22 protein-coding genes are annotated in these 23,504 nt (G+C 57.0%); 7 read left to right on the top strand and 15 right to left on the bottom strand.

What is annotated here, in order from left to right; translation table 11 throughout:
* Positions 1-10: 10 nt before the first annotated feature.
* Entirely contained in the window at positions 11-2,509 is a 2,499-nt protein-coding gene (copA, locus tag AC2T6E_RS07855) for a copper-exporting P-type ATPase CopA (RefSeq protein ID WP_486691164.1), read from the bottom strand.
* A gap of 108 nt (positions 2,510-2,617) precedes the next feature.
* On the opposite strand from copA, the gene cueR reads away from it, so the two are divergent.
* On the top strand, positions 2,618-3,028 hold the full coding sequence (gene cueR / locus AC2T6E_RS07850; RefSeq protein ID WP_010428217.1) for a Cu(I)-responsive transcriptional regulator: 411 nt from the start codon (positions 2,618-2,620) through the stop codon (positions 3,026-3,028).
* On the opposite strand, the gene AC2T6E_RS07845 is transcribed toward cueR, so the two are convergent.
* The 4 genes from AC2T6E_RS07845 to AC2T6E_RS07830 form a co-directional block, all read right to left on the bottom strand.
* Complete coding sequence (locus AC2T6E_RS07845; protein ID WP_148400324.1) at positions 3,025-3,477, bottom strand: NfeD family protein; 453 nt, start codon at positions 3,475-3,477, stop codon at positions 3,025-3,027. The genes cueR and AC2T6E_RS07845 overlap by 4 nt on opposite strands.
* Positions 3,474-4,388, bottom strand: a complete 915-nt coding sequence (locus tag AC2T6E_RS07840; protein ID WP_042715719.1) for an SPFH domain-containing protein — start codon at positions 4,386-4,388, stop codon at positions 3,474-3,476. Before AC2T6E_RS07840 ends, AC2T6E_RS07845 begins: the two co-directional genes overlap by 4 nt.
* 147 nt (positions 4,389-4,535) lie before the next feature.
* A complete protein-coding gene (locus AC2T6E_RS07835; protein WP_108415740.1) occupies positions 4,536-5,390 on the bottom strand; it encodes a hypothetical protein in 855 nt (284 codons plus the stop codon).
* Between the two features lie 353 nt (positions 5,391-5,743).
* On the bottom strand, positions 5,744-7,402 hold the full coding sequence (locus AC2T6E_RS07830) for a hypothetical protein (protein ID WP_486691158.1): 1,659 nt from the start codon (positions 7,400-7,402) through the stop codon (positions 5,744-5,746).
* Positions 7,403-7,801: 399 nt separating this feature from the next.
* On the opposite strand from AC2T6E_RS07830, the gene fetA reads away from it, so the two are divergent.
* Both fetA and fetB read left to right on the top strand, forming a co-directional pair.
* On the top strand, positions 7,802-8,473 hold the full coding sequence (gene fetA, locus AC2T6E_RS07825) for an iron efflux ABC transporter ATP-binding subunit FetA (RefSeq protein ID WP_486691156.1): 672 nt from the start codon (positions 7,802-7,804) through the stop codon (positions 8,471-8,473).
* Positions 8,466-9,248 (top strand): iron efflux ABC transporter permease subunit FetB, encoded by a 783-nt coding sequence (gene fetB / locus AC2T6E_RS07820; protein WP_126815776.1) that lies wholly within the window; start codon positions 8,466-8,468, stop codon positions 9,246-9,248. Before fetA ends, fetB begins: the two co-directional genes overlap by 8 nt.
* Before the next feature lie 50 nt (positions 9,249-9,298).
* Here the strand turns inward: fetB and AC2T6E_RS07815 are convergent, their stop codons facing one another.
* From AC2T6E_RS07815 to tesA, 3 genes are read right to left on the bottom strand one after another with little or no spacing between them, the layout of a single operon-like run.
* The gene (locus AC2T6E_RS07815; RefSeq protein WP_108415744.1) at positions 9,299-10,153 is read right to left on the bottom strand and encodes a co-chaperone YbbN; all 855 of its coding nucleotides are present in this window, start codon (positions 10,151-10,153) and stop codon (positions 9,299-9,301) included.
* Positions 10,154-10,211: 58 nt separating this feature from the next.
* A complete protein-coding gene (locus AC2T6E_RS07810; protein WP_085928900.1) occupies positions 10,212-11,021 on the bottom strand; it encodes an SDR family oxidoreductase in 810 nt (269 codons plus the stop codon).
* Positions 11,011-11,634, bottom strand: coding sequence for a multifunctional acyl-CoA thioesterase I/protease I/lysophospholipase L1 (gene tesA, locus AC2T6E_RS07805; RefSeq protein ID WP_010428232.1), 624 nt, complete (start codon positions 11,632-11,634; stop codon positions 11,011-11,013). Before tesA ends, AC2T6E_RS07810 begins: the two co-directional genes overlap by 11 nt.
* Between tesA and ybbA the strand changes: the two genes are divergently transcribed.
* The 3 genes from ybbA to AC2T6E_RS07790 all read left to right on the top strand — a co-directional run bounded on the left by ybbA (position 11,605) and on the right by AC2T6E_RS07790 (position 16,030).
* Positions 11,605-12,291, top strand: a complete 687-nt coding sequence (gene ybbA / locus AC2T6E_RS07800) for a putative ABC transporter ATP-binding protein YbbA (protein WP_010428235.1) — start codon at positions 11,605-11,607, stop codon at positions 12,289-12,291. The genes tesA and ybbA overlap by 30 nt on opposite strands.
* Positions 12,288-14,702: a putative ABC transporter permease subunit YbbP gene (ybbP, locus tag AC2T6E_RS07795; protein ID WP_486691151.1), complete on the top strand. Its 2,415-nt coding sequence runs from the start codon at positions 12,288-12,290 to the stop codon at positions 14,700-14,702. The genes ybbA and ybbP overlap by 4 nt, the downstream gene beginning before the upstream one ends.
* 182 nt (positions 14,703-14,884) lie before the next feature.
* The gene (locus AC2T6E_RS07790) at positions 14,885-16,030 is read left to right on the top strand and encodes a porin (protein ID WP_486691149.1); all 1,146 of its coding nucleotides are present in this window, start codon (positions 14,885-14,887) and stop codon (positions 16,028-16,030) included.
* An 88-nt stretch (positions 16,031-16,118) separates the two neighbouring features.
* Here AC2T6E_RS07790 and mnmH read toward each other — a convergent pair whose 3' ends face one another.
* The 5 genes from mnmH to ppiB all read right to left on the bottom strand — a co-directional run bounded on the left by mnmH (position 16,119) and on the right by ppiB (position 20,187).
* A complete protein-coding gene (gene mnmH / locus AC2T6E_RS07785; RefSeq protein WP_486691147.1) occupies positions 16,119-17,189 on the bottom strand; it encodes a tRNA 2-selenouridine(34) synthase MnmH in 1,071 nt (356 codons plus the stop codon).
* Positions 17,190-17,273: 84 nt separating this feature from the next.
* Positions 17,274-18,341 carry a 5-(carboxyamino)imidazole ribonucleotide synthase gene (gene purK / locus AC2T6E_RS07780; protein WP_212474131.1) on the bottom strand — a complete coding sequence of 356 codons (1,068 nt, stop codon included), beginning with the start codon at positions 18,339-18,341 and terminating at the stop codon, positions 17,274-17,276.
* On the bottom strand, positions 18,338-18,847 hold the full coding sequence (gene purE, locus AC2T6E_RS07775) for a 5-(carboxyamino)imidazole ribonucleotide mutase (RefSeq protein WP_006809824.1): 510 nt from the start codon (positions 18,845-18,847) through the stop codon (positions 18,338-18,340). The genes purK and purE overlap by 4 nt, the downstream gene beginning before the upstream one ends.
* Positions 18,848-18,966: 119 nt before the next feature.
* Entirely contained in the window at positions 18,967-19,689 is a 723-nt protein-coding gene (gene lpxH / locus AC2T6E_RS07770; RefSeq protein ID WP_108415749.1) for a UDP-2,3-diacylglucosamine diphosphatase, read from the bottom strand.
* Between the two features lie 3 nt (positions 19,690-19,692).
* Positions 19,693-20,187 carry a peptidylprolyl isomerase B gene (ppiB, locus tag AC2T6E_RS07765; RefSeq protein WP_010428247.1) on the bottom strand — a complete coding sequence of 165 codons (495 nt, stop codon included), beginning with the start codon at positions 20,185-20,187 and terminating at the stop codon, positions 19,693-19,695.
* Between the two features lie 174 nt (positions 20,188-20,361).
* Between ppiB and cysS the strand changes: the two genes are divergently transcribed.
* Complete coding sequence (gene cysS, locus AC2T6E_RS07760) at positions 20,362-21,747, top strand: cysteine--tRNA ligase (RefSeq protein ID WP_126815782.1); 1,386 nt, start codon at positions 20,362-20,364, stop codon at positions 21,745-21,747.
* 90 nt (positions 21,748-21,837) lie between these two features.
* Here cysS and AC2T6E_RS07755 read toward each other — a convergent pair whose 3' ends face one another.
* Together AC2T6E_RS07755 and malI are read right to left on the bottom strand one after the other, a co-directional pair.
* The gene (locus tag AC2T6E_RS07755) at positions 21,838-22,359 is read right to left on the bottom strand and encodes a metal-dependent hydrolase (protein WP_211446125.1); all 522 of its coding nucleotides are present in this window, start codon (positions 22,357-22,359) and stop codon (positions 21,838-21,840) included.
* A 73-nt stretch (positions 22,360-22,432) separates the two neighbouring features.
* Complete coding sequence (malI, locus tag AC2T6E_RS07750; RefSeq protein ID WP_010428250.1) at positions 22,433-23,449, bottom strand: Mal regulon transcriptional regulator MalI; 1,017 nt, start codon at positions 23,447-23,449, stop codon at positions 22,433-22,435.
* Between the last annotated feature and the right edge of the window lie 55 nt (positions 23,450-23,504).

Here is a 23,504-nt window from a genome sequence, read left to right as displayed (position 1 = left end):
AGAACAAGGTTCAATCTTTCGGTTTAAACCGCAGCAGACGGTTGGCGTTGCTCACCACGGTAATGGAGGAGAGCGCCATTGCCGCCCCGGCAACCACCGGGTTCAGCAGCGCGCCCGTCAGCGGCCATAAAATCCCGGCGGCAATCGGAATGCCGAAGACGTTATAAATAAATGCCCCGAGCAGGTTCTGCTTCATGTTGCGCAACGTGGCCTTCGAAATCGCCAGCGCATCCGCAACGCCCATCAGGCTGTGGCGCATCAGGGTAATGGCCGCCGTTTCAATCGCGACATCGCTCCCGCCGCCCATGGCAATACCCACTTCTGCCTGCGCCAGCGCCGGTGCGTCGTTAATACCGTCACCGATCATGGCCACCTGACGGCCCTGACTTTGCAGGTTCTTGATGGCATCCGCTTTACCATCCGGCAGTACGCCCGCAATGACGTCATCAATACCCGCCTCTTTGGCGATGGCGTTGGCCGTTGTTGGGTTATCCCCGGTCAGCATCACCAGACGATAGCCCGCACGGTGCAGACGTTTTAATGCATCCACGCTGTCCTGGCGCAGGGGATCGCGCACCGACAACAGGGCGACGGCTTTACCGTCTACAGCGAGCAGTACGGGCGTTGCGCCCTGTGATGCCTGAGCAATCAGTTCGCCTTCCAGCGATGAAGTATCAATTCCGTTTTCATTGAGCAGCGCCTGATTCCCCAGCAGCAGCGTGTGGCCGTCGGCTTCGCCGCTCACCCCGAGCCCGCGCAGGGTGCGGAAGTTACTGACCTGCGGCAGGGTAGCGTCACTGGCTTTATCGAGAATGGCGCGGGCCAGCGGGTGGCTGGACCCTTGCTCCAGCGCGGCGGCGAGACGCAGCGCGTCAGCCTCTGAGAAGCCAAGAGTATGCACCGCCACGACCTGCGGTTTCCCTTCGGTCAGCGTACCGGTTTTGTCAAAGACGAGCGTGTCCAGGGTGCTTGCACGCTGCAGGGCATCGGCATCACGCACCAGCACGCCAAACTCGGCGGCACGTCCGACGCCGGAGATGATCGACATCGGCGTCGCCAGGCCAAGGGCACACGGACAGGCGATGATCAGCACCGTGGTGGCAATCACCAGGGTATAGACGATTTGCGGTGCTGGCCCAAAGAAATACCAGATTGCCGCGCTCAGCAGGGCAATACAGACCACCACCGGAACAAAAACGGCGGAGATTTTATCGGCAAGTTTGCCGATTTCGGGCTTACTGCTCTGTGCCTGGCGCACCATGCGGATAATACGCGACAGCGTAGTATGGCTGCCGACCGCGCTGGCGCGGAACAGCACGCTGCCGTCCTGGACGACCGTGCCTGCATGCACGTTATCGTCCTGGGATTTTTGCTGCGGGATCGGTTCCCCGGTCAGCATGGCTTCATCGAACCAGGCTTCGCCCTGGAGAATTGCGCCGTCAACCGGAACGCGATCGCCCGTCGTCAGGCGCAGCGTCATGCCGGGCTGCACGTCAGCCAGCGGGACGCTTTTTTCACCCTCGTCTGTCACAACGCGTGCCGTCGGCGGGGTTAAATCAAGCAATCTTTCCAGCGCCTTCGAGGAGCGCTGACGGGCGCGGGCTTCTAGCATATGGCCTAAGTTAATCAGGCCGATAATCATCGCGCTCGCTTCATAATAGAGATGCCGCGCTTCCATCGGGAACCACTGCGGCCAGACGTTCACGCTCATGGAATAGAGCCACGCTGCGCCGGTCCCGAGCGCTACCAGCGTATCCATCGTCGCGGTGTGGTTTTTCAGGCTCTTCCAGGCGCTGGTATAGAAATGTCCGCCTGCAAAGACCATCACGGCGAGCGTGATCGCACCAATCCCCAGCCACAGCGTGCGGTTGTCGTCAGTGACCATCATGTTGTCACCGATCATGCCCCACACCATCACCGGGATACCCACCAGCAGCGCAACGATGGCCTGCCAGCGGAAGCGTTTCATGGTGGCGACAGCCGTTTCCTGCTGGCGCTCGCGGCGTTTGATGTCATCTTCAATCGCTTCCGCGCCGTAGCCCGCTTTCTCTACGGCCTGGACTAAATCTGCGGCGGAGGCGCTGCCCATCACCAGCGCAGTGCGCTCCGCGAGGTTTACCCGTGCCTGTGCGACGCCCGGTACGGCCTGCAATGCATTTTGTACCCGAGAGACGCAGCTGGCGCAGCTCATGCCGTTGATCAGCAGCTGTTGGCTGTCATCAATATCATCCGCTACCGGAAGCTCAGGAGTGGCCGCTGTCAGTGCTTCCGACGGGGATGATGACTCTGCCAGCGGTTTAGCCTTTGGGTGGCTTAACTCCGCCCCGTAACCGGCCTGCTTGATGGTATCGATCAGCGCATCCGCGCTGGCGCTGCCGATCACGGCGGCATGATCGATAGTCACGTCAGCGCTTTCAACGTCAGGACGCTGTTCCAGGCTTTCTTTAACGCGTTTGACACAGTGGCCGCAGGAGAGGCCGTCCAGTGTCAGGTCGATAGTGTGAGACATAACAAAACTCCCGTATAATGTTCTGGTCAATTGTTGACCTTCACTCTGCTTTTCGCTAACTGTTATCAAGGTTAAACCTTCCATCAAGGGGAAGGTCAAGGGGGAAATGTGAATATCAGTGACGTTGCGAAAAAAACCGGCTTAACCAGCAAAGCGATTCGCTTTTACGAAGAGAAAGGGCTGGTCACGCCGCCGCTGCGCAGTGAAAACGGCTACCGCAGCTACACGCAGCTGCATCTTGATGAACTGACGCTGCTGCGCCAGGCAAGACAGGTGGGGTTTAATCTGGAAGAGTGCGGCGAGCTGGTTAACCTGTTTAACGATCCGAAGCGCCACAGCGCCGATGTGAAAAAGCGCACGCTGGAAAAAGTGGCGGAGATTGAACGCCACATTGTAGAACTGCAGGCGATGCGCGAACAGCTTCTGGGGCTGGCGGACTCATGCCCGGGCGATGACAGCGCTGATTGCCCGATTATCGACAACCTTGCTGGCTGCTGTCACCGTAAGGCGCATGCTTAACAGGCTTTCACCCGCAGGGTAATGCCTTCCACCGCAATGACCTCGACCTGGGTACCGGCGCTGAGGTCATCGTCGGCCACCACCGGCCACGAGCTGTCGCCCACCCGCATGTGCCCGCGCCCGTTCACCAGTGCGCTGTCGAGCGTGAAACGCTTGCCGACAATCTGCTGCCCGCGCTGATTAAGGTGGGCGTCTGCCGGTTTCTGATCTTTCACCTGCCGGTTCAGCCAGCGCCACCACAGCCACGCGGCCACCAGCGTGAGCACCGCAAACAGTGCACCCTGCCACTCCCAGCCGACAGGCAGCAGCCAGACGACCAGCCCGGTAATGACAGCGGCAACGCCGCTCCAGAGCAGGTAGCCGTTGCCGCCCAGCATCTCCGTCGCCAGCAGTAAGCCACCGAGGCTTAGCCAGAAGGCATGAGGATGTGCAACGATCAGCTCAATCATTTTTTACGCTCGTTTCCACTGTCTTTGATCAGCTCGGCAATACCGGCAATTGACCCCATCAGGCTGCTGGCATCCAGCGGCATCATCACCACTTTACTGTTGTTCGCGGAGCCGATCTCTTTCAGCGCATCGGTATATTTTTGCGCGACGAAGTAGTTCACGGCCTGGATATCACCGGCAGCAATCGCCTCGGACACCATCTGCGTCGCACGGGCTTCCGCTTCTGCCGAACGTTCACGCGCTTCCGCCTGTAAAAATGCGGACTGACGATCGCCCTCGGCTTTCAGGATCTGCGACTGTTTTTCCCCTTCCGCTTTGAGGATCTCGGCCTGACGCACCCCTTCGGCTTCCAGAATGTAGGCTCGCTTGGTTCGTTCGGCTTTCATCTGGGCGTTCATGGAGGCGATCAGTTCAGCCGGTGGGCGCACGTCGCGGATCTCAATACGGGTGACTTTGATCCCCCACGGATTCGTCGCTTCATCGACAATGTGCAGCAGGCGGGTATTGATGCTGTCGCGCTGGGAAAGCATTTCGTCCAGCTCCATGGAGCCGAGCACGGTACGGATGTTGGTCATCGTCAGGTTGACGATCGCCAGCTCCAGGTTGCTCACTTCATAGGCCGCTTTAGGCGCATCAATCACCTGAATAAAGCAGACGGCATCAATAGTGACGTTGGCGTTGTCTTTAGAGATGATCTCCTGAGAAGGAATATCCAGCACCTGCTCCATCATGTTGATCTTACGACCAATGCGGTCCATGAAGGGAACAATCAGGCTCAGGCCCGGCTGCAGCGTATTGGTATAGCGGCCGAAGCGTTCTACGGTCCACTGATAACCCTGAGGCACAATTTTGACGCCTGCGCCGACAATGACCAGCGCAACAAAAATAAGGACAGGAACAACGATGAGCATAAAACCTCCTGTTTTGAATGCTGTGATGAGAAAACTGCGTCTTTATTGTTCGTAAGTATATCGGCTATCAGGGGGAAATTCGCCCCTGTAAAGAGGTGGGAGACGGATTATTGAGGTAAGCCCTGCAGGATGGCAGGGCTTGAAGGATTAATTTACGGAATGGGAGTAGGTGAAATCGGCAATAAAGCTATCACTGGCCTCGGCGATGGCTTTTGATAATCCCTGATAGTAGTTTTCCAACCCGATAGCTTCTATTTGCTGTATTTGTTCGCGAATCGGGGCGCAGAAGAGCACTGAATTACCTGCTTCAACACGCTTGTTGTTTGGCGGGAGATCGCCTGCGATAGCTTTAAACCAGGTTCTGATCCCCTGTTTTAAGGCATGTGGGGCTTTTGACAGGTTATCCATTCCGGTCAGCACCTGTAATGTCGGGAATTCATTAGCAAGAACGGCAGTTTTCATCCGCTCAAAGAACTGGCTGAACAGCTCGAACGAGCCAAGGTCCATCACGCGCGGTTTGGTCGTTTTCCCGTTCTTGTTACCAATTTTACTTGCTGAAGGGGCCGTGGCAGGCATCGCATTGACTTTTTCCAGTTCCAGCCCGAATAACAGATTACAGTGTGCGCGGCGCTCTTTTAGGGGGTAGGACATCAGCACATCGATAAATTGGGTGGCTTTCACATCAGCCAGATCGTGGTTGATGAGCCACTGCGTGCGAGAAAATTCAGCCGGAGAGACGAACCATTCAGGGATTTCGTTAAAACGTTTCGACTTTCCTTTGCCATCAAACTCCAGGAACTGTGTCCCGTTGTCGAAGGCGAAATAGCAATTTTTGAAGCTGCCGATGGTGGTATTTACGATGAGGGCTTTCTTAACAAAGTCGACAACTTCTGCACCGATGACAAAACTTGTGAGTTCTGAAGAATTGATGACTTCCATTAATGTTTCTACATCAGGAACACCTGGCTTCAGCGAAGGGAACTCATAAAAGATGTGTGTCATGTTGCATACTTCCTATAGTTATAAGCGTGACAATTTGTCTGCGAAAAATTCTAACACCACTCATTGCAAGAGGCTATTAGCTCAGGGTGCGGTAACTCAGGCAAGATCACAAATGGAAGATTTATATTACTTTCAATGTCAACATGTCAAAAACAGTTGACATTACAGTGACTGATTTATGTACAGAAGTGTCTGCTTCCCATTCTGAGTAAGTGAATACTTCAAGTACATTTAACTATGAGTGTTAGCAGCAATAAAAAAGCCGCCTGAGCGGCGGCTTTGGTGTAGAGATCAATACGAAAATGTGTGCAGGTTAGTTTTTCAACATTTCCAAAAGATATCTTCTACTGGAATTAGAAATCTCCCGAAATGCCGGCGCCTGCCATCCATCCACTGTCGAAAGAGGTGGATGCCTGCATATTCACGGCAACGTGGCTTGTCAGGCCTTTTTGAAGCCCGCCCGCCAGTGCTGCTCCGTCGCCATTAGCGGTTCCGGTAGATAATGCCCATGAGTTGTCGGAATGGTAGTGGAGGCTCGACATCGCTGCCGCGTTGTTCAGGCCACGTTTCAGCTCGTCGCGAGTATCATCAATCTCTTTTGCGTTACGATCGATGGCTTTGCTGTTGCCATCAATTCGTTGGCTATTGCTCTGGATCCGCTGACTATTGTTGTCGATACGCTGACTATTATCCGCAACCTGACGGTTATTTGCCTGGCTAACGTAGTAGCTATTAACCTGATTGATAGCGACTACATTGTAGGTTGAGCCAGCGGTCTGGCTGGTGGTGGTACTCTTTGGTGCGACAGCTGTAGCGGTTTGCTTTGCTGTATTGTCAGCTTTGCTGATCATGACAATGCCCGACGTAGGCGGCGTGGTTGGGTCGATAATAGTCACGCTACTCTTGTACGGCGTTTGCGGATTGATTACAGCATTTTTCGGCAGACCTGGAGAAAGGGTTGTCGGCTGCGTTTTCGTCACCACAATTTGTGTCGTCATATTTGTTGGTGCGGCAGTGAGTACATTTTTTTTATTCGGGACATTTTGAGAGATCGGTCCCGGGGTGTTCATCGGCTGCGGAATGGCGGTGGAAACCAGCTTCTGCGGCGTGGCCTGCGGGATGGCAACCGGGGCTTTCACTGGCTGCGGAATGGGGGTGGAAACCAGCTTCTGCGGGATCGCCTGCGGGATGGCAACCGGAGCCTTCATTGGCTGTGGAATGGCGGTGGAGGCCAGCTTCTGCGGGATCGCCTGCGGGATGGCAACCGGGATTTTCACTGGCTGCGGAATGGCGGTGGAGACCAGCTTCTGCGGCGTGGCCTGCGGGATGGCGACCGGGGCTTTCATTGGCTGCGGAATGGCGGTGGAGACCAGCTTCTGCGGCGTGGCCTGCGGAATTGCGACCGGGGTTTTCATGGGCTGCGGAATGGCAGTGGAGACCAGCTTCTGCGGGATCGCCTGCGGGATGGCGACCGGGGCTTTCACTGGCTGCGGAATGGCGGTGGAGACCAGCTTCTGCGGCGTGGCCTGCGGGATGGCGACCGGGGCTTTCACCGGCTGTGGAATGGCGGTGGAGACCAGTTTCTGCGGGATCGCCTGCGGGATGGCAACCGGGGTTTTCATCGGCGGAGATATCTTCTGAGGAACCGTCTGTGAAGCTGGAACCGGTGTTGGCGTGAGATTTTTGAATGCAAGGCGCGCAGCTGCAAGTGTTGCCCTACTATCCTTTGCCGCCTGACGCGCCTTCTGGATTTGATCTATCGCATCGCTGTGTGCCGTTGCTGCCGCAGCGGCTTCTTTTGAAAGAACGCCGTACGTATCCATCGCATTGTTCATCGCGACGTCAGTTGTATGTTCGTTACTTAAAGCGCTTCGGTAAGTCTTTTCCGCAAAACGGGAAGCTACGCTCGCCATTTTCAAATTGGCTTCGGCTTGTTCCAGAGTGATTGCACTGGCTGCTGGCACAATGCAAAGAGCAACGGCAGAGGCCAAAAATTTAACGGTGGTTTTCATCTTTAATTTCCAGACGGTAATGTTGTGTTGATTCACATCAGAAATGTATTCTGACGATTTAAAGTGAATGAGTTCTCGTAGGCTTTCATTGAGGTTTTAAGACATTTTGATGTCTTATTTTTGAATGATTTTAGAGTGTGTAAAAGTGTGTTGTTTTGATTTAAATCATTAACTAGTGTTCTGTAAGTCAACATTTAATCATTTTAAATCTTTATGAAGACTTACTATTCCGAATGAAAATTGTGCTTTTTATGCTCGTAAATGTGACTTATGGCGATTTTTTACTCCTGAATGTACTTGAGTTAACGTTACTGGAGAGAAATTTGGGGAATGAGAAAATAAATCAATGTTTACATTGAGTCTTTGTTAAGTCTTTATGTGGCAATCAAAAGGAAGAATATGAACAATCAAAGCGATATATTGCAGATCAGGGATGTGGGCTTTACGGTGGGGGAAAATACTATTCTTAAAAACGTCAACTTTTGCCTCTCGCCGGGTGAATTCAAACTCATCACCGGTCCCTCGGGCTGCGGTAAAAGCACGTTATTAAAAATTGTGGCCTCGCTTCTCAGTTCGACGGAAGGCACCATTCTCTTTGAAGGAAAAAATATCGCGACGCTTTCGCCGGAGAGCTATCGGCAGCAAGTCTGTTATTGCGTGCAAACGCCAACGCTTTTTGGCGATACGGTTTACGATAACCTGATTTTCCCGTGGCAAATCCGCAGCAAAACCCCAGAGCCTGACAAATTTATCGCCGATTTAGCGCGGTTTGGGCTGCCGCAGGACACCCTGACGAAATCCATTAATACCTTGTCCGGCGGGGAAAAGCAGCGCGTGTCGCTGATCCGTAATCTGCAGTTCTTGCCGAAGGTGTTGCTGCTCGACGAGATCACCAGCGCGCTGGATGACGCGAACAAACGCAACGTCAACGACATTATTCATCGCTACGCGCGGGAGCAGAATATTGCCGTGCTGTGGGTAACGCATGATTCAAACGAAATAACCCATGCGGATGATGTCATCACGCTTCAGCCACAGGGCGGAAAAATGCAGGAGGCCAACCGTGGGTGAACATAATATTACCAATGAATCGCTGGCGTTTTCGATGGTGCTGGTATTGATTGCGATTGTGGTCAGCTACCGGGAAAAGCTGGGGCTGGAAAAAGACATTCTGTGGAGTATCTGCCGCGCGGTGATTCAGCTCATCATCGTTGGCTATGTGCTGAAGTACATTTTCAACGTCAACCATGCGGTACTGACCCTGCTGATGGTGCTGTTTATTTGCTTCAATGCCGCGTGGAATGCGCAAAAGCGCAGCAAGTATATCGATAAAGCGTTCGTCTCTTCGTTTATCGCCATCACGACCGGTACGGCGCTCACGCTGGCGGTTCTGGTGCTGTCGGGTTCCATTGAATTCACACCAATGCAGGTGATCCCGATTTCCGGCATGATTGCGGGGAACGCCATGGTTGCCGTGGGGCTGTGTTACAACAACCTCGGACAGCGTTTCAGCAGTGAACAGCAGCAGCTACAGGAGAAATTAAGCCTGGGGGCGACGCCTAAAGTAGCCTCGGCGCGGCTGATTCGTGAGAGCATTCGCTCATCGCTGATCCCAACGGTAGATTCAGCCAAAACCGTGGGGCTGGTGAGTCTGCCGGGCATGATGTCGGGGCTGATATTTGCGGGGATCGATCCGGTAAAAGCGATTAAGTATCAGATTATGGTGACCTTTATGCTGCTCTCTACGGCAAGCCTGTCGACCATTATTGCCTGCTATTTAACCTACCGGAAGTTTTACAACGCGCGTCACCAGCTGGTGGTGACGCAGTTGAAAAGGTCGGAATAAACCGGCTTTTGTAGGCCCGGTAAGCGTTAGCGCCACCGGGCATTTTTTTGTTAGTAGAGCAATGCGTACAGCTGACGACGATACTTCGACGCCAGTGCGTCACCGGTGCCGAGCGCGGCCAGGATCTCCTGGAACATCTTACGCGCCTGGCCGTCTGCGGCTGCCAGATCTTTTTGCAGATGGCTGAACAGCAGCTCCAGCGCCTCTTCGTTACGCCCCACCTGGTGCAGCTGCAGCGCCAGCTGGCTTGCCAGCGCGGCATCGGCCGGGTTGTCGGCAACCTGCTGCTGCAGCTGCTGAATTTCCGGGGTGTCCGCCGCCTGTTTCAGCAGTTCGATCTGCGCAACCAGTCCCTGATAGCGGGTGTCCTGATCCTGCATCGGGATAGTCTTCAGCACGGCTTCCGCGTCTTCTGAACGGTGCAGGGCGATCTGCGTTTCCGCCAGCAGCAGGCCGATCTGGCTGTTCTGATTCGACAGCTGCCACGCGTCTTTTAGCAGCGGCAGCGCCTCGTCGTATTTGCCTTCCTGCATCAGCGCCATGCCTTCCTGCGCTTTCAGCTCTTCTTCGCGCGGCAGCACTTTATCCAGCAGGGCGCGGATCGCCTCTTCCGGCTGCGGCCCCTGGAAGCCATCAACAGGCTGTCCATTCTGGAACAGATAGACGGTTGGAATGGCGCGCAGGCCAAACTGAGACGCCACCATCGGCTCGGCGTCACAGTCCAGCTTAGCGAGAATGAACTGACCATTGTATTGAGCGGCAAGGCTCTCCAGTACCGGCGTCAGCTGCAGACAGTGTTGGCTGCGTTCAGACCAGAAGTAGAACAGCACCGGTTTGGTCATCGACTGTTCCAGCGTCTGTTGCAGGTTTGCTTCAGTAATATTGACGATATTCTGTACGGACATGCGGCTTTCTCTTTTGTCGGTTTGTTCTTTACATGGGGATGAGCGGCGACGCTTCAACTCAGCCGTGTAAAATTTTGTCCATCATCCGGCCCGGCAGAAGGCGTTTTAGCCAGCCAACGGCATGGGTCACCAGCGTGACCGGATAACGCAGTTTGGGGTTATCGCTCTCAAAAGCATGGCGCACTTTGGCGACAACCGCTTCAGGACCTAACGTAAAGCGTGCGGCAATGCCGGGGTTTTCGACCGGTTTGTCCGACTGGGTCTGGTTGACGTTTTCGGTGAAGCGGGTGCGGATCGGGCCGGGTTCAATCAGGCTGACCTTGATGCCGCTGTGGCGCAGCTCCATGCGCAGGGCATCGGACCAGGCCTCCAGCGCATATTTGCTGGCCGCGTAGGCACCGCGGCCCGGGGTGGAAATCAGACCCATTACCGAGGAGGTCATGACGATGCGTCCTTCACCGTGCGGCAGCATGGCGGGAAGCAGGCGCATGGTGAGCTGATGTACGCCGAAAAAGTTCGCGGAAAACTGTTGTTCAAGCTGTTCGCGCGTGATGGTCTCCAGCGGGCCGTACACGCCGAAGCCCGCATTATTGAACAGGCCGAACAGACGGTTATCGGTCAGGGCGATGACCTCATCCGCCGCGCGTTCAACGCTTTCCGGTGAATCCAGATCCAGCAACACGCCGGTGAAGCCCATGCCGTTCATGCGTTCAACATCTTCAGGTTTGCGGCAGGCCGCCAGCACCCGAAATCCCTGACGCTTCAACTCGAGCGCGCTTTCGAAGCCAATTCCGCTGGAACATCCTGTTATTAAGACCGATTTTTGCATAACTTTACCTGTCAGGAACTCCGCTGAATTACGAGTCATGTTTAACTAAAGGAGCCAGCCGGGTTGCCATCCAGTCGGCAATAAACGGCTGTGCATCGCGATTGGGATGAATACCGTCGTCTTGCATCCATTGGGGTTTCAGATAGACCTCTTCCATGAAAAATGGCAGCAGGGGAATATCAAACTCTTTGGCAAGCTTAGGGTAGATCGCGCTAAAAGCTTCATTATACCGACGGCCGTAGTTAGCCGGCAGGCGAATTTGCATCAGCAGCGGCTGGGCGTTCGCCGTTTTGATCTCCTGCAAAATGGTACGCAGGGTTTGCTCGGTTTGCTGAGGCTGGAAGCCGCGCAGGCCATCATTACCCCCCAGTTCGACCAGCACCCAGCGCGGCTGATGCTGTTTGAGCAGTGCGGGAAGGCGCGAAAGCCCCTGCTGGGAGGTATCGCCGCTGATGCTGCCGTTGACGACGGACGTTTGGGTCTGCCATTTGTCATTGAGTAATGCAGGCCAGGCCGCGCTGGCCGCCATGCGATAGCCTGCGCTCAGGCTGTCGCCCAGAATCAGTAACGTGTCCGCAGCCGCCGCGCGGAAGGTCATCAGAATCAAAAAAAGGAAGGGCAAATGCCAGCGGAAAACAGTGTTGAAGTTCATCGTCTTAAGAAGTCCGTCGGTCAGGGAGAACACGAGCTGTCCATCCTCACCGGAGTTGAACTCGTTGTCAAACGCGCCGAAACCATCGCGCTGATCGGTGAGTCAGGCTCCGGCAAGTCCACGCTGCTGGCGATTCTGGCCGGGCTGGACGACGGCAGCAGTGGGGAGGTCCACCTGGTCGGGCAGCCGCTACACCAGCTGGATGAAGAGGCGCGCGCCGCGCTGCGCGCTCGCCATATCGGCTTTGTCTTCCAGTCCTTCATGCTGATCCCGACGCTGAACGCGCTGGAAAACGTGGAACTGCCAGGGCTGCTGCGCGGTGAAAATACGCGTGAAAGTCGCGAACACGCCAAAGCCCTGCTGGAACAGCTGGGGCTGGGCAAACGCCTTGACCACCTTCCGGCGCAGCTTTCGGGCGGCGAGCAGCAGCGCGTGGCGCTGGCGCGCGCGTTTAACGGTCGCCCGGAAGTGCTGTTTGCCGATGAACCCACCGGTAACCTTGACCGTAAAACCGGAGACAAGATTGCCGATCTGCTGTTTTCGCTCAACCGCGAGCACGGCACCACGCTGATTCTGGTGACGCACGATCCGCAGCTGGCCGCCCGCTGCGACCGCCGCCTGCGCCTGGTGAACGGTATTCTTCAGGAGGAAGCATGATTGCCCGCTGGTTCTGGCGCGAGTGGCGCTCGCCCTCGCTGCTGATTGTCTGGCTGGCGTTAAGCCTGGCGGTGGCCTGCGTGCTGGCGCTCGGCAGCGTCAGTGACCGAATGGAAAAAGGGCTCAGCCAGCAAAGCCGGGAATTTATGGCGGGGGACAGGGCGCTGCAAAGTTCGCGCGCGGTTCCGCCTGGCTGGATTGAAGAAGCGCGCAAAATTGGGCTGAAGGTGGGCGAGCAGATAAGCTTCCAGACCATGACCTTCGCAGGCGACACGCCGCAGCTGGCCAGCGTTAAAGCCGTCGATGATATCTACCCGATGTACGGTGAGCTGGAGACCCGCCCGGCGGGATTAAAACCCGCGCCTGGCACGGTCCTGCTGGCACCGCGTCTGATGGCGCTACTGAACCTGAAAACGGGTGACAGCATCGACGTCGGCGACGCGACGTTCAGGATTGCGGGAGAAGTGGTGCAGGAGCCGGACTCCGGCTTTAACCCGTTCCAGCTTGCGCCACGTTTGATGATGAATACCGCTGACGTGACGAAAACCAACGCCGTGCAGCCGGGCAGCCGCGTCACCTGGCGCTACAAGTTTGGCGGCACGCCTGCGCAGCTTGATGCGTATGAAAAATGGCTCCTGCCGCAGCTCAAGCCGGAGCATCGCTGGTACGGGCTGGAGCAGGATGAAGGGGCGCTCGGCAAATCTCTTGAACGTTCTCAGCAGTTCCTGTTGCTCTCGGCGCTGTTAACCCTGCTGCTGGCCATTGCGGCAGTTGCCGTGGCGATGGGGCACTACTGCCGCAGCCGCTACGACCTGGTGGCGATCCTCAAAACCCTCGGCGCAGGCCGGGCGCAGCTGCGCAAGCTGATCGTCGGCCAGTGGCTGATGGTGCTGGCACTGTCGGCCATTACCGGCGGGGCCATCGGGCTGCTGTTTGAGAAGCTGCTGATGGTGCTGCTAAAGCCGGTACTCCCTGCCGCGCTGCCGCCCGCCAGCCTCTGGCCGTGGCTATGGGCAATCGGCGCGATGACGGTGATTTCGCTGCTGGTAGGGCTACGCCCGTACCGGCTACTGCTCGCGACGCAGCCACTGCGGGTGCTGCGTCAGGACGTGGTTGCCAGCGTCTGGCCGCTGAAGTTTTATCTGCCGATCATTTTTGCCGTGGCGGTTGGGCTGCTGGCCTGGCTGATGGGGGGCAGCACGCTGCTGTGGGCGGTACTGGCGGGGGCCATGGTGCTGGCGCTGCTGTGCGGCGTGCTCGGCTGGCTGTTGCTCAACGTGCTGAGAAAGCTGACGGTGAAATCGCTGCCCGTGCGGCTGGCGGTCAACCGTCTGCTGCATCAGCCGTGGTCCACGCTCAGCCAGCTGTCGGCGTTTTCGCTGTCGTTTATGCTTCTTGCGCTGCTTTTAGTGCTGCGCGGCGATCTGCTGGATCGCTGGCAGCAGCAGCTTCCGCCGGAAAGCCCGAACTATTTCCTGATCAATATTGCTCCGGAACAGGTGACGCCGCTGAAGGGCTTCCTGTCGGAGCACCACATTATTCCTGAGTCGTTCTATCCCATCGTTCGCGCGCGCCTGACGCAGATTAACGGCCAGCCGACGGAGGGAAATAAAGATGAGTCGCTTAACCGCGAGCTGAACCTGACCTGGCAGGATAAACGTCCTGACCATAACCCGATTACCGCCGGAACCTGGCCGCCGAAAGCGGGGGAGGTGTCGATGGAAGAGGGCCTGGCGACGCGCCTGAACGTGAAGCTCGGGGACAGCGTGACGTTTACCGGCGATACGCAGGACTTCAGCGCCAAAGTGACCAGCCTGCGCAAGGTGGACTGGGAGAGCCTGCGGCCAAACTTCTTCTTCATCTTCCCTGCAGGGGCGCTGGACGGCCAGCCGCAGAGCTGGCTCACCAGCTTCCGCTGGGAGAACGGTAACGGCATGCTGACCCAGCTTAACCGGGAATTCCCGACGGTGAGCCTGCTGGACATCGGCGCGATCCTGAAGCAGGTGGGGCAGGTGCTGGAGCAGGTGAGCCGCGCGCTGGAGGTGATGGTGGTGCTGGTGACGATCTGCGGCGTGCTGCTGTTGCTGGCGCAGGTGCAGGTGGGCATGCGCCAGCGGCATCAGGAGCTGGTGGTTTACCGCACGCTGGGGGCAAGCAAGCGGCTGCTGCGCGCCACGCTCTGGAGTGAATTTGCTCTGCTGGGGCTGGTGGCCGGTCTGGTGGCGGCGATAGGCGCGGAGACCGCGCTGGCGGTGCTCCAGACAAAGGTGTTCGACTTCCCGTGGGAGCCTGACTGGCGGCTGTGGTTGACGCTGCCCCTCTGCGGCGCAGTGCTGCTTTCACTCTGTGGCGGCTGGCTTGGCACGCGGTTATTAAAAGGCAAAGCGCTGTTCCGCCAGTTTGCCAGTTAGTTCACTTCCGTGATGATTGCGCACCGGTTTATATGCTGGTGCGTAATCACTTAATAGCACAAAGCGATAATAACAACCTGTTTAGTAGCACAAAACATTAAAAACCCGCCGACACAGCCCGTTTATTTCCAGTTAATATTCATCCGCTAAATATTTAGCAGCGTGTCTATTAAGGAAAAATAATGACTATAAAAAAATCAGCGCTGGCGGCAACGATCGGCGCGGCAGTGGCATTGACGTCCTTCGCTTCTCAGGCGGAAATCACCGTTCTTAAGCAAGACCCACAGGCAGGTAACCCGCTGAGCCGTCTGAACTTCACCGTTGGCGGCAGTATTCGTCCTCAGTTCCAGAACATGACCGGCGACGACGGTAAAAACAGCTATAAGCGTAACGGCTTCGACGGCGGCACCCGTTTCCGTTTCGCAGCAGATTACTATCTGTTTGATGACATCAGCTGGATCAGCTACTACGAGCTGGGTGTGAATATTCCTGCGCAGTTCAACTGGGATCACCACTACGCCGACGGCGCACACGACACCACGCGTCGTATGCTCTACACCGGTCTGAAGAGCGACACCTGGGGTACGCTGACCTTCGGTCAACAGAACAGCGTTTACTATGATGTGGTGGGCGCGAAAACCGATATCTGGGACTACGACATGATCGGCCAGGCTCCGGGTAACGGTATCAACGGCGATTACGACGGTTCTTATCGTTCACGCCAGATGCTGAAATATAAGAAAACCGTGGGCGATGCTGACATCTACGCATCTTACCTGTTTGAAGACAGCGAATACCTGCCGGGCAACGGCCTGCGCTACAAGCGTAAAGGCGGCGGTTCACTGGGTCTGGATTATCACCTGACCACCGATCTGACCTGGGGCGCCGCGTGGAACTACACCCGTGCGGACATGCGTAACCCGGACAACGGCGACAGCAAAACCTACGACCAGAACATTCTCGGTACCGCGCTGAGCTGGACCCCGAACAATTGGACCTTCTCCGCAGGCGGCGGCTGGTACCAGAACTTCCTGACCACCAAAAAAGTGTCGGTTAACGACTACTTCGCCGGTGATGCATGGGGTATTGAATACTTTGCGGGCTATAAGTTCCCAATCGGTCAGTATGCGGTTAAATCCATCCAGCCTTACTTCATGGGCGACCGCATTGAGTACGTGAACGGTCGTAACTACCAGCGCATCGATAACGGCGTGGGTATCAGCTTCCAGCTGGACTACGGTTTCCGCGTGGATTACGAACACGTGTTCACCTCCAGCACCGACAACCTGGGCGACATGAACCTGGTGCGTCTGCGCTACGACTTCTAAGCCGTCTGTTCCCCGGTGGCGCTGCGCTTACCGGGGCTACAAAAGCACACGTAAGCCGGGTAAGGCGTAGCCGCCACCCGGCTTTGTTTCAGCGATCAAGCCAGTCAGCAACCTCGCCGTACGTCCCGCGATACACAATCTTCTCCGCCTTCTTCTCCAGCTGATAGCCGTACATCGGGTCGTAATAGTCCTTCAGCAGCGGCGCAAGCCAGCTGAAGTGCGCGTCCGTGCTGCCAGTGCGTTGCTGTTCCAGCAGCGCGGAATCTAACAGCGCGGTGAATTCTGCATACCGCTGCAGCCCCAGACGGCGGCGAATGGCGAACAGGCCGTGATGCAGATACTCGCTGTACTCCTTCCAGCCCGCTTCTTCACCGTAGGCAGCGGAAAAATCCGCCCACATATGGTCGAAATACTCTTCGCGAAGGCGCTCAAGGCGGACGTCAAACGGGTCTTCGACGACAACGATAGGGGCTTCAACCATGCGGTCGCGCAGGCACTCCGGCAGGTGGTTGGAGCCAATCATTCGGCCCTCGTCTTCCAGCACCCAGCGCGCGGCGTCTTTTTTCAGCAGCTCAACCGCAAGGTGGTTTTCAAAGCTGGCCTGGGAAAGCTGCGGCGTGAGCGTGCGGCCAAACGACGAACCGCGGTGGTGCGCCAGCCCTTCCAGATCGATACCCTGTGCGTGCTGCTTCACCAGCAGGGTTTTACCGTTCCCGGTGCAGCCGCCGATAAGCACCATCGGCTTTTGCGACTGCTCGAGGGTCACCTGAATCGCCGTCTGACGCAGGGCCTTATAGCCGCCGCGGATCAGCGGGTAGTCGACACCCGCCTCTTTCAGCCAGGCCTGTGAGATATGCGAGCGCTGGCCGCCGCGCGCGCAGCAGAGATAGCCCTCAGGATGGGCAAGACTGGCCTCGCGCCAGGCGTTGATACGTGCCTCACGCGTCTCGCCATTCACCAGACTATGGCCAAGCGCCAGTGCGGCCTCGGGGCCCTGGCGCTTATAGCAGGTGCCAACGGCGGCGCGCTCATCGTCGTTCATTAAAGGCAGGTTAAACGCCGCAGGCATCGCGCCCTGGGCGAATTCGATCGGCGCGCGAACGTCGATTAAAGGGGTATCAGACGCGAGGATCGCGCGATAGTCCGTTCCATCGTTCATGGTTATTCCAGAAGAAAACTCAGCAGCAATGGGCGGGGATTGTACGCCGGGGAAGGGGAAGGTCAACTCCCCGGCGTAGATGTCTTACCTGAGCTTTGACTGTGCCCAGACAATTCCGCTCGCGTATTCCGGCGGCAGGAGAGGGATCATCGCTTCCAGCGTGGCGCTCAGGCGATCGGTATCACTGTCGTTCAGGTTCAGGTGACCGACCTTACGGCCTGCGCGAACCTCTTTGTCATACCAGTGCAGATGCACCAGCGGTAGCTTCAGCCAGTCGTAGTTCAGATCGGTGCCGATCAGGTTGATCATCACCGACGGGCTGTTCACCACCGGCTGCGGCAGCGGCAGGTCGGTGATCGCGCGCAGGTGCAGCTCGAACTGGCTGATGGACGCGCCGTTTTGCGTCCAGTGGCCGCTGTTGTGCACGCGCGGTGCCAGCTCGTTAATCAGCAGGCCGGACGGGGTGATAAAGCACTCCATCGCCATCACGCCGACATAGCCCAGTTCGTGCATGATGGCTGAGAGCATCTCTTCCGCCTGCGCCTGCTGGTCAGCATTGGCGTGCGGGAAGGCGACGCTGGTGCGCAGAATGCCGTCCTGATGCAGGTTATGCGTTAGCGGGTAAAAAACGGTGTGCCCGTCATGCCCGCGCGCGCCCACCAGGGACACTTCACCGCTGAAGTTAATGCCCTGCTCAACGATGCACTCGCCGTAGCAGTCGTCCGGCAGCTCGGCGGTGTCGTCTGCGCGTAAACGCCACTGGCCGCGGCCGTCGTAGCCGCCCACGCGGCGCTTCACGATCGCCAGCTCGCCCAGCATCGCGAAGACGTCATTCCACTCGCTTTTATCGGACAGGAGCTGCCACGGTGCGGTTGCCAGGCCGAGCTTGTCGAACAGCTGCTTTTGCGTCAGACGGTCGGCGATGACAGGGAACACGTCGCGGTTAACGAAGGCGTTATGACGCGCCAGCTCGCGGGTCAGCGCGGTTTCCGGCCAACGTTCGATCTCGGCGGTGATCACGCTCTGGTGGAACGGTACGGCTTCAGGTTCAGCATCCAGCCCGACGGGCCAGACGGCAATACCCAGCGGCTCACCGGCCTGACGCAGCATGCGGCCTAACTGGCCGTTACCGAGGACGCAAACCTGCTTCATGCCGCACCCCGCGGGTCCGGATTGTCCAGCACCTCGTCGGTCTGGGCTTTACGCCATTCGGCCAGACGCTGGTGCAGGTCTTTATCGTGAGTCGCCAGGATTTGGGCTGCAAGCAGGGCTGCGTTTGCCGCACCCGCTTTGCCAATCGCCAGCGTGCCGACCGGAATACCGCGCGGCATCTGGACGATGGAGTAGAGGCTATCCACACCGCTTAACGCGGCGCTTTGTACCGGGACGCCCAGAACCGGCACCAGGGTTTTGGCGGCAATCATGCCTGGCAGATGTGCTGCGCCGCCCGCACCGGCAATAATCACCTCGTAGCCGTTCTCTTCGGCGCTTTCGGCGAAGCTGAACAGTTTGTCCGGGGTACGGTGCGCGGAGACCACTTCGACGTGGTGCGGAACATTCAGGATTTCAAAGATTTCGGCGGCGAACTGCATGGTAGCCCAGTCGCTTTTGGACCCCATCACGATGGCGACTCGCGCCGGATTATTGCGGGAAGACATGCGTCTTAAAACTCCTGTGGTGCGAAACACACTGCTTTCGAGGGCACAGAGAATAGCATGTTATACGGGCAAGGAAAACGGTTGCGTGGCTGAGAAATAAGCGAAGCGACGAGAAAAGGTTAAAACGGAAACGCGATCAGTTCGACACCTTCTGGGGTGACTTTGACCATCGATCCCTCAGTGTGCCAGGCACCTAATACCACGCGGTGGGCGGGTTCGCCGTTGGCGGTAAGGGAATGCACGTCAGGACGATGGGTATGGCCGTGGATAAGCCACTGGACGTGATGCTTCTCCATCACGTTCACGACCGCCTGCGGGTTCACGTCCATGATGGTCATGGATTTGCTGCTGTTGGCGGCCTTGCTGCCCGCGCGCATTCTTGCGGCGATGCGGTTGCGGATAAACAGCGGCAGGGCGAGGAATAGCGTCTGGATCCACGGTGTATGGACCTTAGCGCGAAACGCCAGGTAGCCGGTATCATCGGTGCAGAGCGTGTCGCCGTGCATGATCAGGACGTTGCGGCCATACAGGTCGAGCACCTGCTCTTCCGGCAGCAGCGTCATGCCGCTTTCGCGGGCGTAGCGCTGGCCTATCAGGAAGTCACGGTTGCCGTGAATGAAGTAGCAGGGGACGCCGGAATCTACCAGCGCGCGAATGGCGGCTGCCATTTCACGGTGCAGCGGGTTAGGGTCGTCGTCGCCAATCCAGGCTTCAAAGAGGTCGCCCAGGATGTACAGCGCGTCGGCGCTTTTCGCTTCACCGCGTAAAAAACGCAGAAAACCGGCGGTGATCGCCGGTTCTTCCGTTTGCAGATGCAGATCCGCAATAAAGAGTGTCGCCACGAATTACTCGCTGACGGTCACGCTTGTAATCACAACGTCTTCTTTAGGAACGTCCTGGTGCATACCGCTGCGGCCAGTAGAGACGGCTTTGATCTTGTCAACCACGTCCATACCTTCAACCACTTCTGCGAATACGCAGTAGCCCCAACCCTGCAGGCTTTCGCCGGAGAAGTTCAGGAAGTCGTTGTCAGCCACGTTGATGAAGAACTGCGCGGTTGCAGAGTGTGGTGCCTGAGTACGGGCCATCGCCAGCGTACCGCGGGTGTTTTTCAGACCGTTGTTCGCTTCGTTTTTGATCGCTTCTTTGGTCTCTTTCTGGTTCATGCCAGGTTCAAAACCGCCGCCCTGGATCATAAAGCCGTTGATCACGCGGTGGAAAATGGTGTTGTTGTAGAAACCTTCGCGGCAGTAGTCCAGGAAGTTTTTAACTGTTTCAGGCGCTTTGTCATCAAAGGTCTTGATTACGATATCGCCATGATTAGTGTGGAAAGTAACCATTTTTGCATCCTGTTCCGTTATTGTGGTACGTCGACCCGCGTTCGGGTCATCTATAGGGGCTTGTTATAGCATAACCACAGGATGCGATCACCTTGCATTGTGTGCTGCTTCGGGTTTGAATTACGGGTAGAATACCCGGTTTTCGTCCACACACGTGTTTACATGGAATCTTCGATGTTAAAAATCTTTAATACAATGACGCGCCAAAAAGAGGAATTTAAACCTATCCATGCCGGGGAAGTCGGCATGTACGTGTGTGGTATTACGGTTTACGATCTCTGTCACATCGGCCATGGCCGTACCTTCGTCGCTTTCGACGTGGTGTCCCGCTACCTGCGCTTCCTGGGCTATACGCTGAAATATGTGCGTAACATCACCGATATCGACGACAAAATCATCAAGCGCGCTAATGAAAACGGCGAAAGCTTCGTTGCGCTGGTGGATCGTATGATCGTTGAAATGCACAAAGATTTCGACGCCTTAAACATTCTGCGTCCGGACAGCGAGCCGCGCGCGACCCACCATATTCATGAAATTATCGACATCACCGAGAAGCTGATCGCGCGCGGTCACGCCTATGTGGCAGAAAACGGCGACGTGATGTTCTCCGTGCCGACGGACCCAACCTACGGCGCGCTTTCCCGTCAGGATCTGGACCAGCTCCAGGCCGGCGCGCGCGTTGACGTGGTTGACGTGAAGCGTAACCCGATGGACTTCGTGCTGTGGAAAATGTCCAAAGAGGGTGAACCAAGCTGGCCATCCCCGTGGGGCGAAGGCCGTCCGGGCTGGCACATTGAATGTTCGGCAATGAACTGCAAACAGCTGGGCAAACATTTCGACATTCACGGCGGCGGTTCAGACCTGATGTTCCCGCACCACGAAAACGAAATCGCGCAGTCCACCTGCGCCCACGGCGGCGAGTACGTTAACTACTGGATGCACTCCGGGATGGTAATGGTTGACCGCGAGAAGATGTCGAAATCGCTGGGCAACTTCTTCACCGTGCGCGACGTGCTGAAGTACTACGACGCGGAAACCGTGCGCTACTTCCTGATGTCCGGCCACTATCGCAGCCAGTTGAACTACAGCGAAGAGAACCTGAAACAGGCGCGCTCGGCGCTGGAGCGTCTTTACACCGCGCTGCGCGGTACCGACAGGTCTGTTCCTGCGGCAGGCGGTGAGGCGTTCGAAGCGCGCTTCGTTGAGGTGATGAACGACGACTTCAACACCCCGGAAGCCTACTCCGTGCTGTTCGACATGGCGCGCGAAGTGAACCGCCTGAAGTCAGAAGATATGGCCGCGGCGAATGCGCTGGCGTCCCATTTGCGTAAGCTCTCTTCCGTGCTCGGCCTGCTGGAGCAGGAGCCGGACGCGTTCCTGCAGAGCGGCGCGCAGGCGGACGACGGCGAAGTGGCGGAGATTGAAGCGCTGATTAAGGCGCGTCTGGAAGCGCGTCAGGCGAAAGACTGGGCGGCGGCGGATGCGGCGCGCAACCGTCTGACCGAGATGGGCATCATTCTGGAAGACGGCCCGCAGGGGACGACCTGGCGTCGTAAGTAAGTCTGTAACGCCCGGTGGCGCTTACGCTTACCGGGCCTACAAAATAACGACCGTAGGCCGGGTAAGGCGTAGCCGCCACCCGGCTTTCTTTTACCGCCGTCTCCACCACAACAATCCCATCAGCACGACTCCCGGCAGCCACACCCACAGCAGTTCTGAAATGATTACCTGATGCCCGTACGGCGTGGTGTAGCGCGACAGCGCAAACGGCGCGACCTTGATCACCTGCCACGGCGCAAAGAAACGTTCATCCGACCACGGCCACAGCCAGCCGACGCCTTTCCCGCCGGTGGTGATCGAATCCAGCAGGCTGTGCGACAGCAATGACACCGTCAAAAACAGCCAGCAGCGCGTCAGGCTGGCCCGGAACCATCGTCTGCCAATCAGCACGCAAAGTATTGGCACTACAAAGGCGAACAGCAGGGAGTGGGTAAAGCCGCGATGGCCAAAAATATTGCCGTAGGCGACGCCGAATTTAAACGCCAGCACGTCAGCGTCGGGCAGCATGGCGAGCAGGATACCGGCAAACAGCAGGCGGGGAGGGATGACTTTAGTTCCCAGACCTAAGCCCAGGCAAAGCGGAACAGCGGCGTGCGTAATAACGGTAGGCATTGCGATTATCCATGGCAAATCATGGAAATATAGCAGCGAATTCGCGTTTACAAACCTGTGCTAAATTCTGATTTTACGCCGATTCGCGCGCGATAAGCTGCCCGGAGAGGGTAATGCGCTGGGTTTGCAAGTCCGGCTCTTTCAGCTTGCGGATTATCAGCCCCGCCGCCTGACGCCCGGTTTCGTCACTGGCCGAGGAGACGTAGGTGAATGACGGTGATGTGAGGTTAACGTGAAGCATATCTTCAAAACCGATCAGCGCCACCTGCTGAGTTAAGAACACATCTTTCCCCACGGTGCGACCCACCTGATGAATGCCGGAGATAGAGCCGATCATGGCATCCGGCGAATGGCAGAGCAGGGCGGTGATGGCGTTATTTTTTTCCAGCAGTTGGCGAGTCGCCATCGCGGCGGCCTGCGTGTCGTCGCTGCAGGCCGGTGAATAGTCATCGCGCCAGACCAGTCCGCTTTGCGTCATCGCGCTGCGAAAACCGAGCAGGCGCTGCTCGCGGATAAGGCAGCCCTCGCGTCCGCCAATATAGGCGATCGTGCGGTGTCCGCGCTCGATAAGATAGCGCGCGGCCAGGTTCGCGGCCTGGCGGTTGTCGCGCATTACCAGATTGCATTTTTCATCGAGCAGGGACTGCGAGACCACTACCAGCGGCAGCGGACACTGGCGAATTTGCTCCGGCAGAGCAGAGGTGCGGGTGTCAGACGCGAGATAAATGACGCCTGCGACACCCTGCTGCTTAAACGACAGCAGGGTACGTTCCAGATGTTCCCGGTCGTTCAGCGGCTGGCCGAGAAAAACCATGTATCCCTGCTTCTCCAGTTCCTGAACAATGCTTGCCATCACCTTGATGGAAAAGCTGTCGCTGAAGTCGCGCAGGATCAGACCGATAAGATTGGAGGTGTTGGCGCGAAGGTTGGCAGCGGCGACGTTATGAACATAGCCGAGCGTCGTGATGGCGGCATTGACCTTCCCGATCGTCGCCTCTGAGATTTTCCCTTTCTGGCGTAGCACCAGCGAGACGGTAGAGACCGACACGCCCGCGTGCTTTGCGACATCAATGATGCTGACTTTCTTCAAAACCGCTCCCTGAAATTTACCGATAATCAGCCAGATAAGACACGTCTCCCAGCGT

This window comes from Enterobacter sp. B79-1 (genome assembly GCF_057444735.1).
Note: the sequence above shows the minus strand (reverse complement) of the source record. Positions and strands in the feature narration are given on the sequence as shown.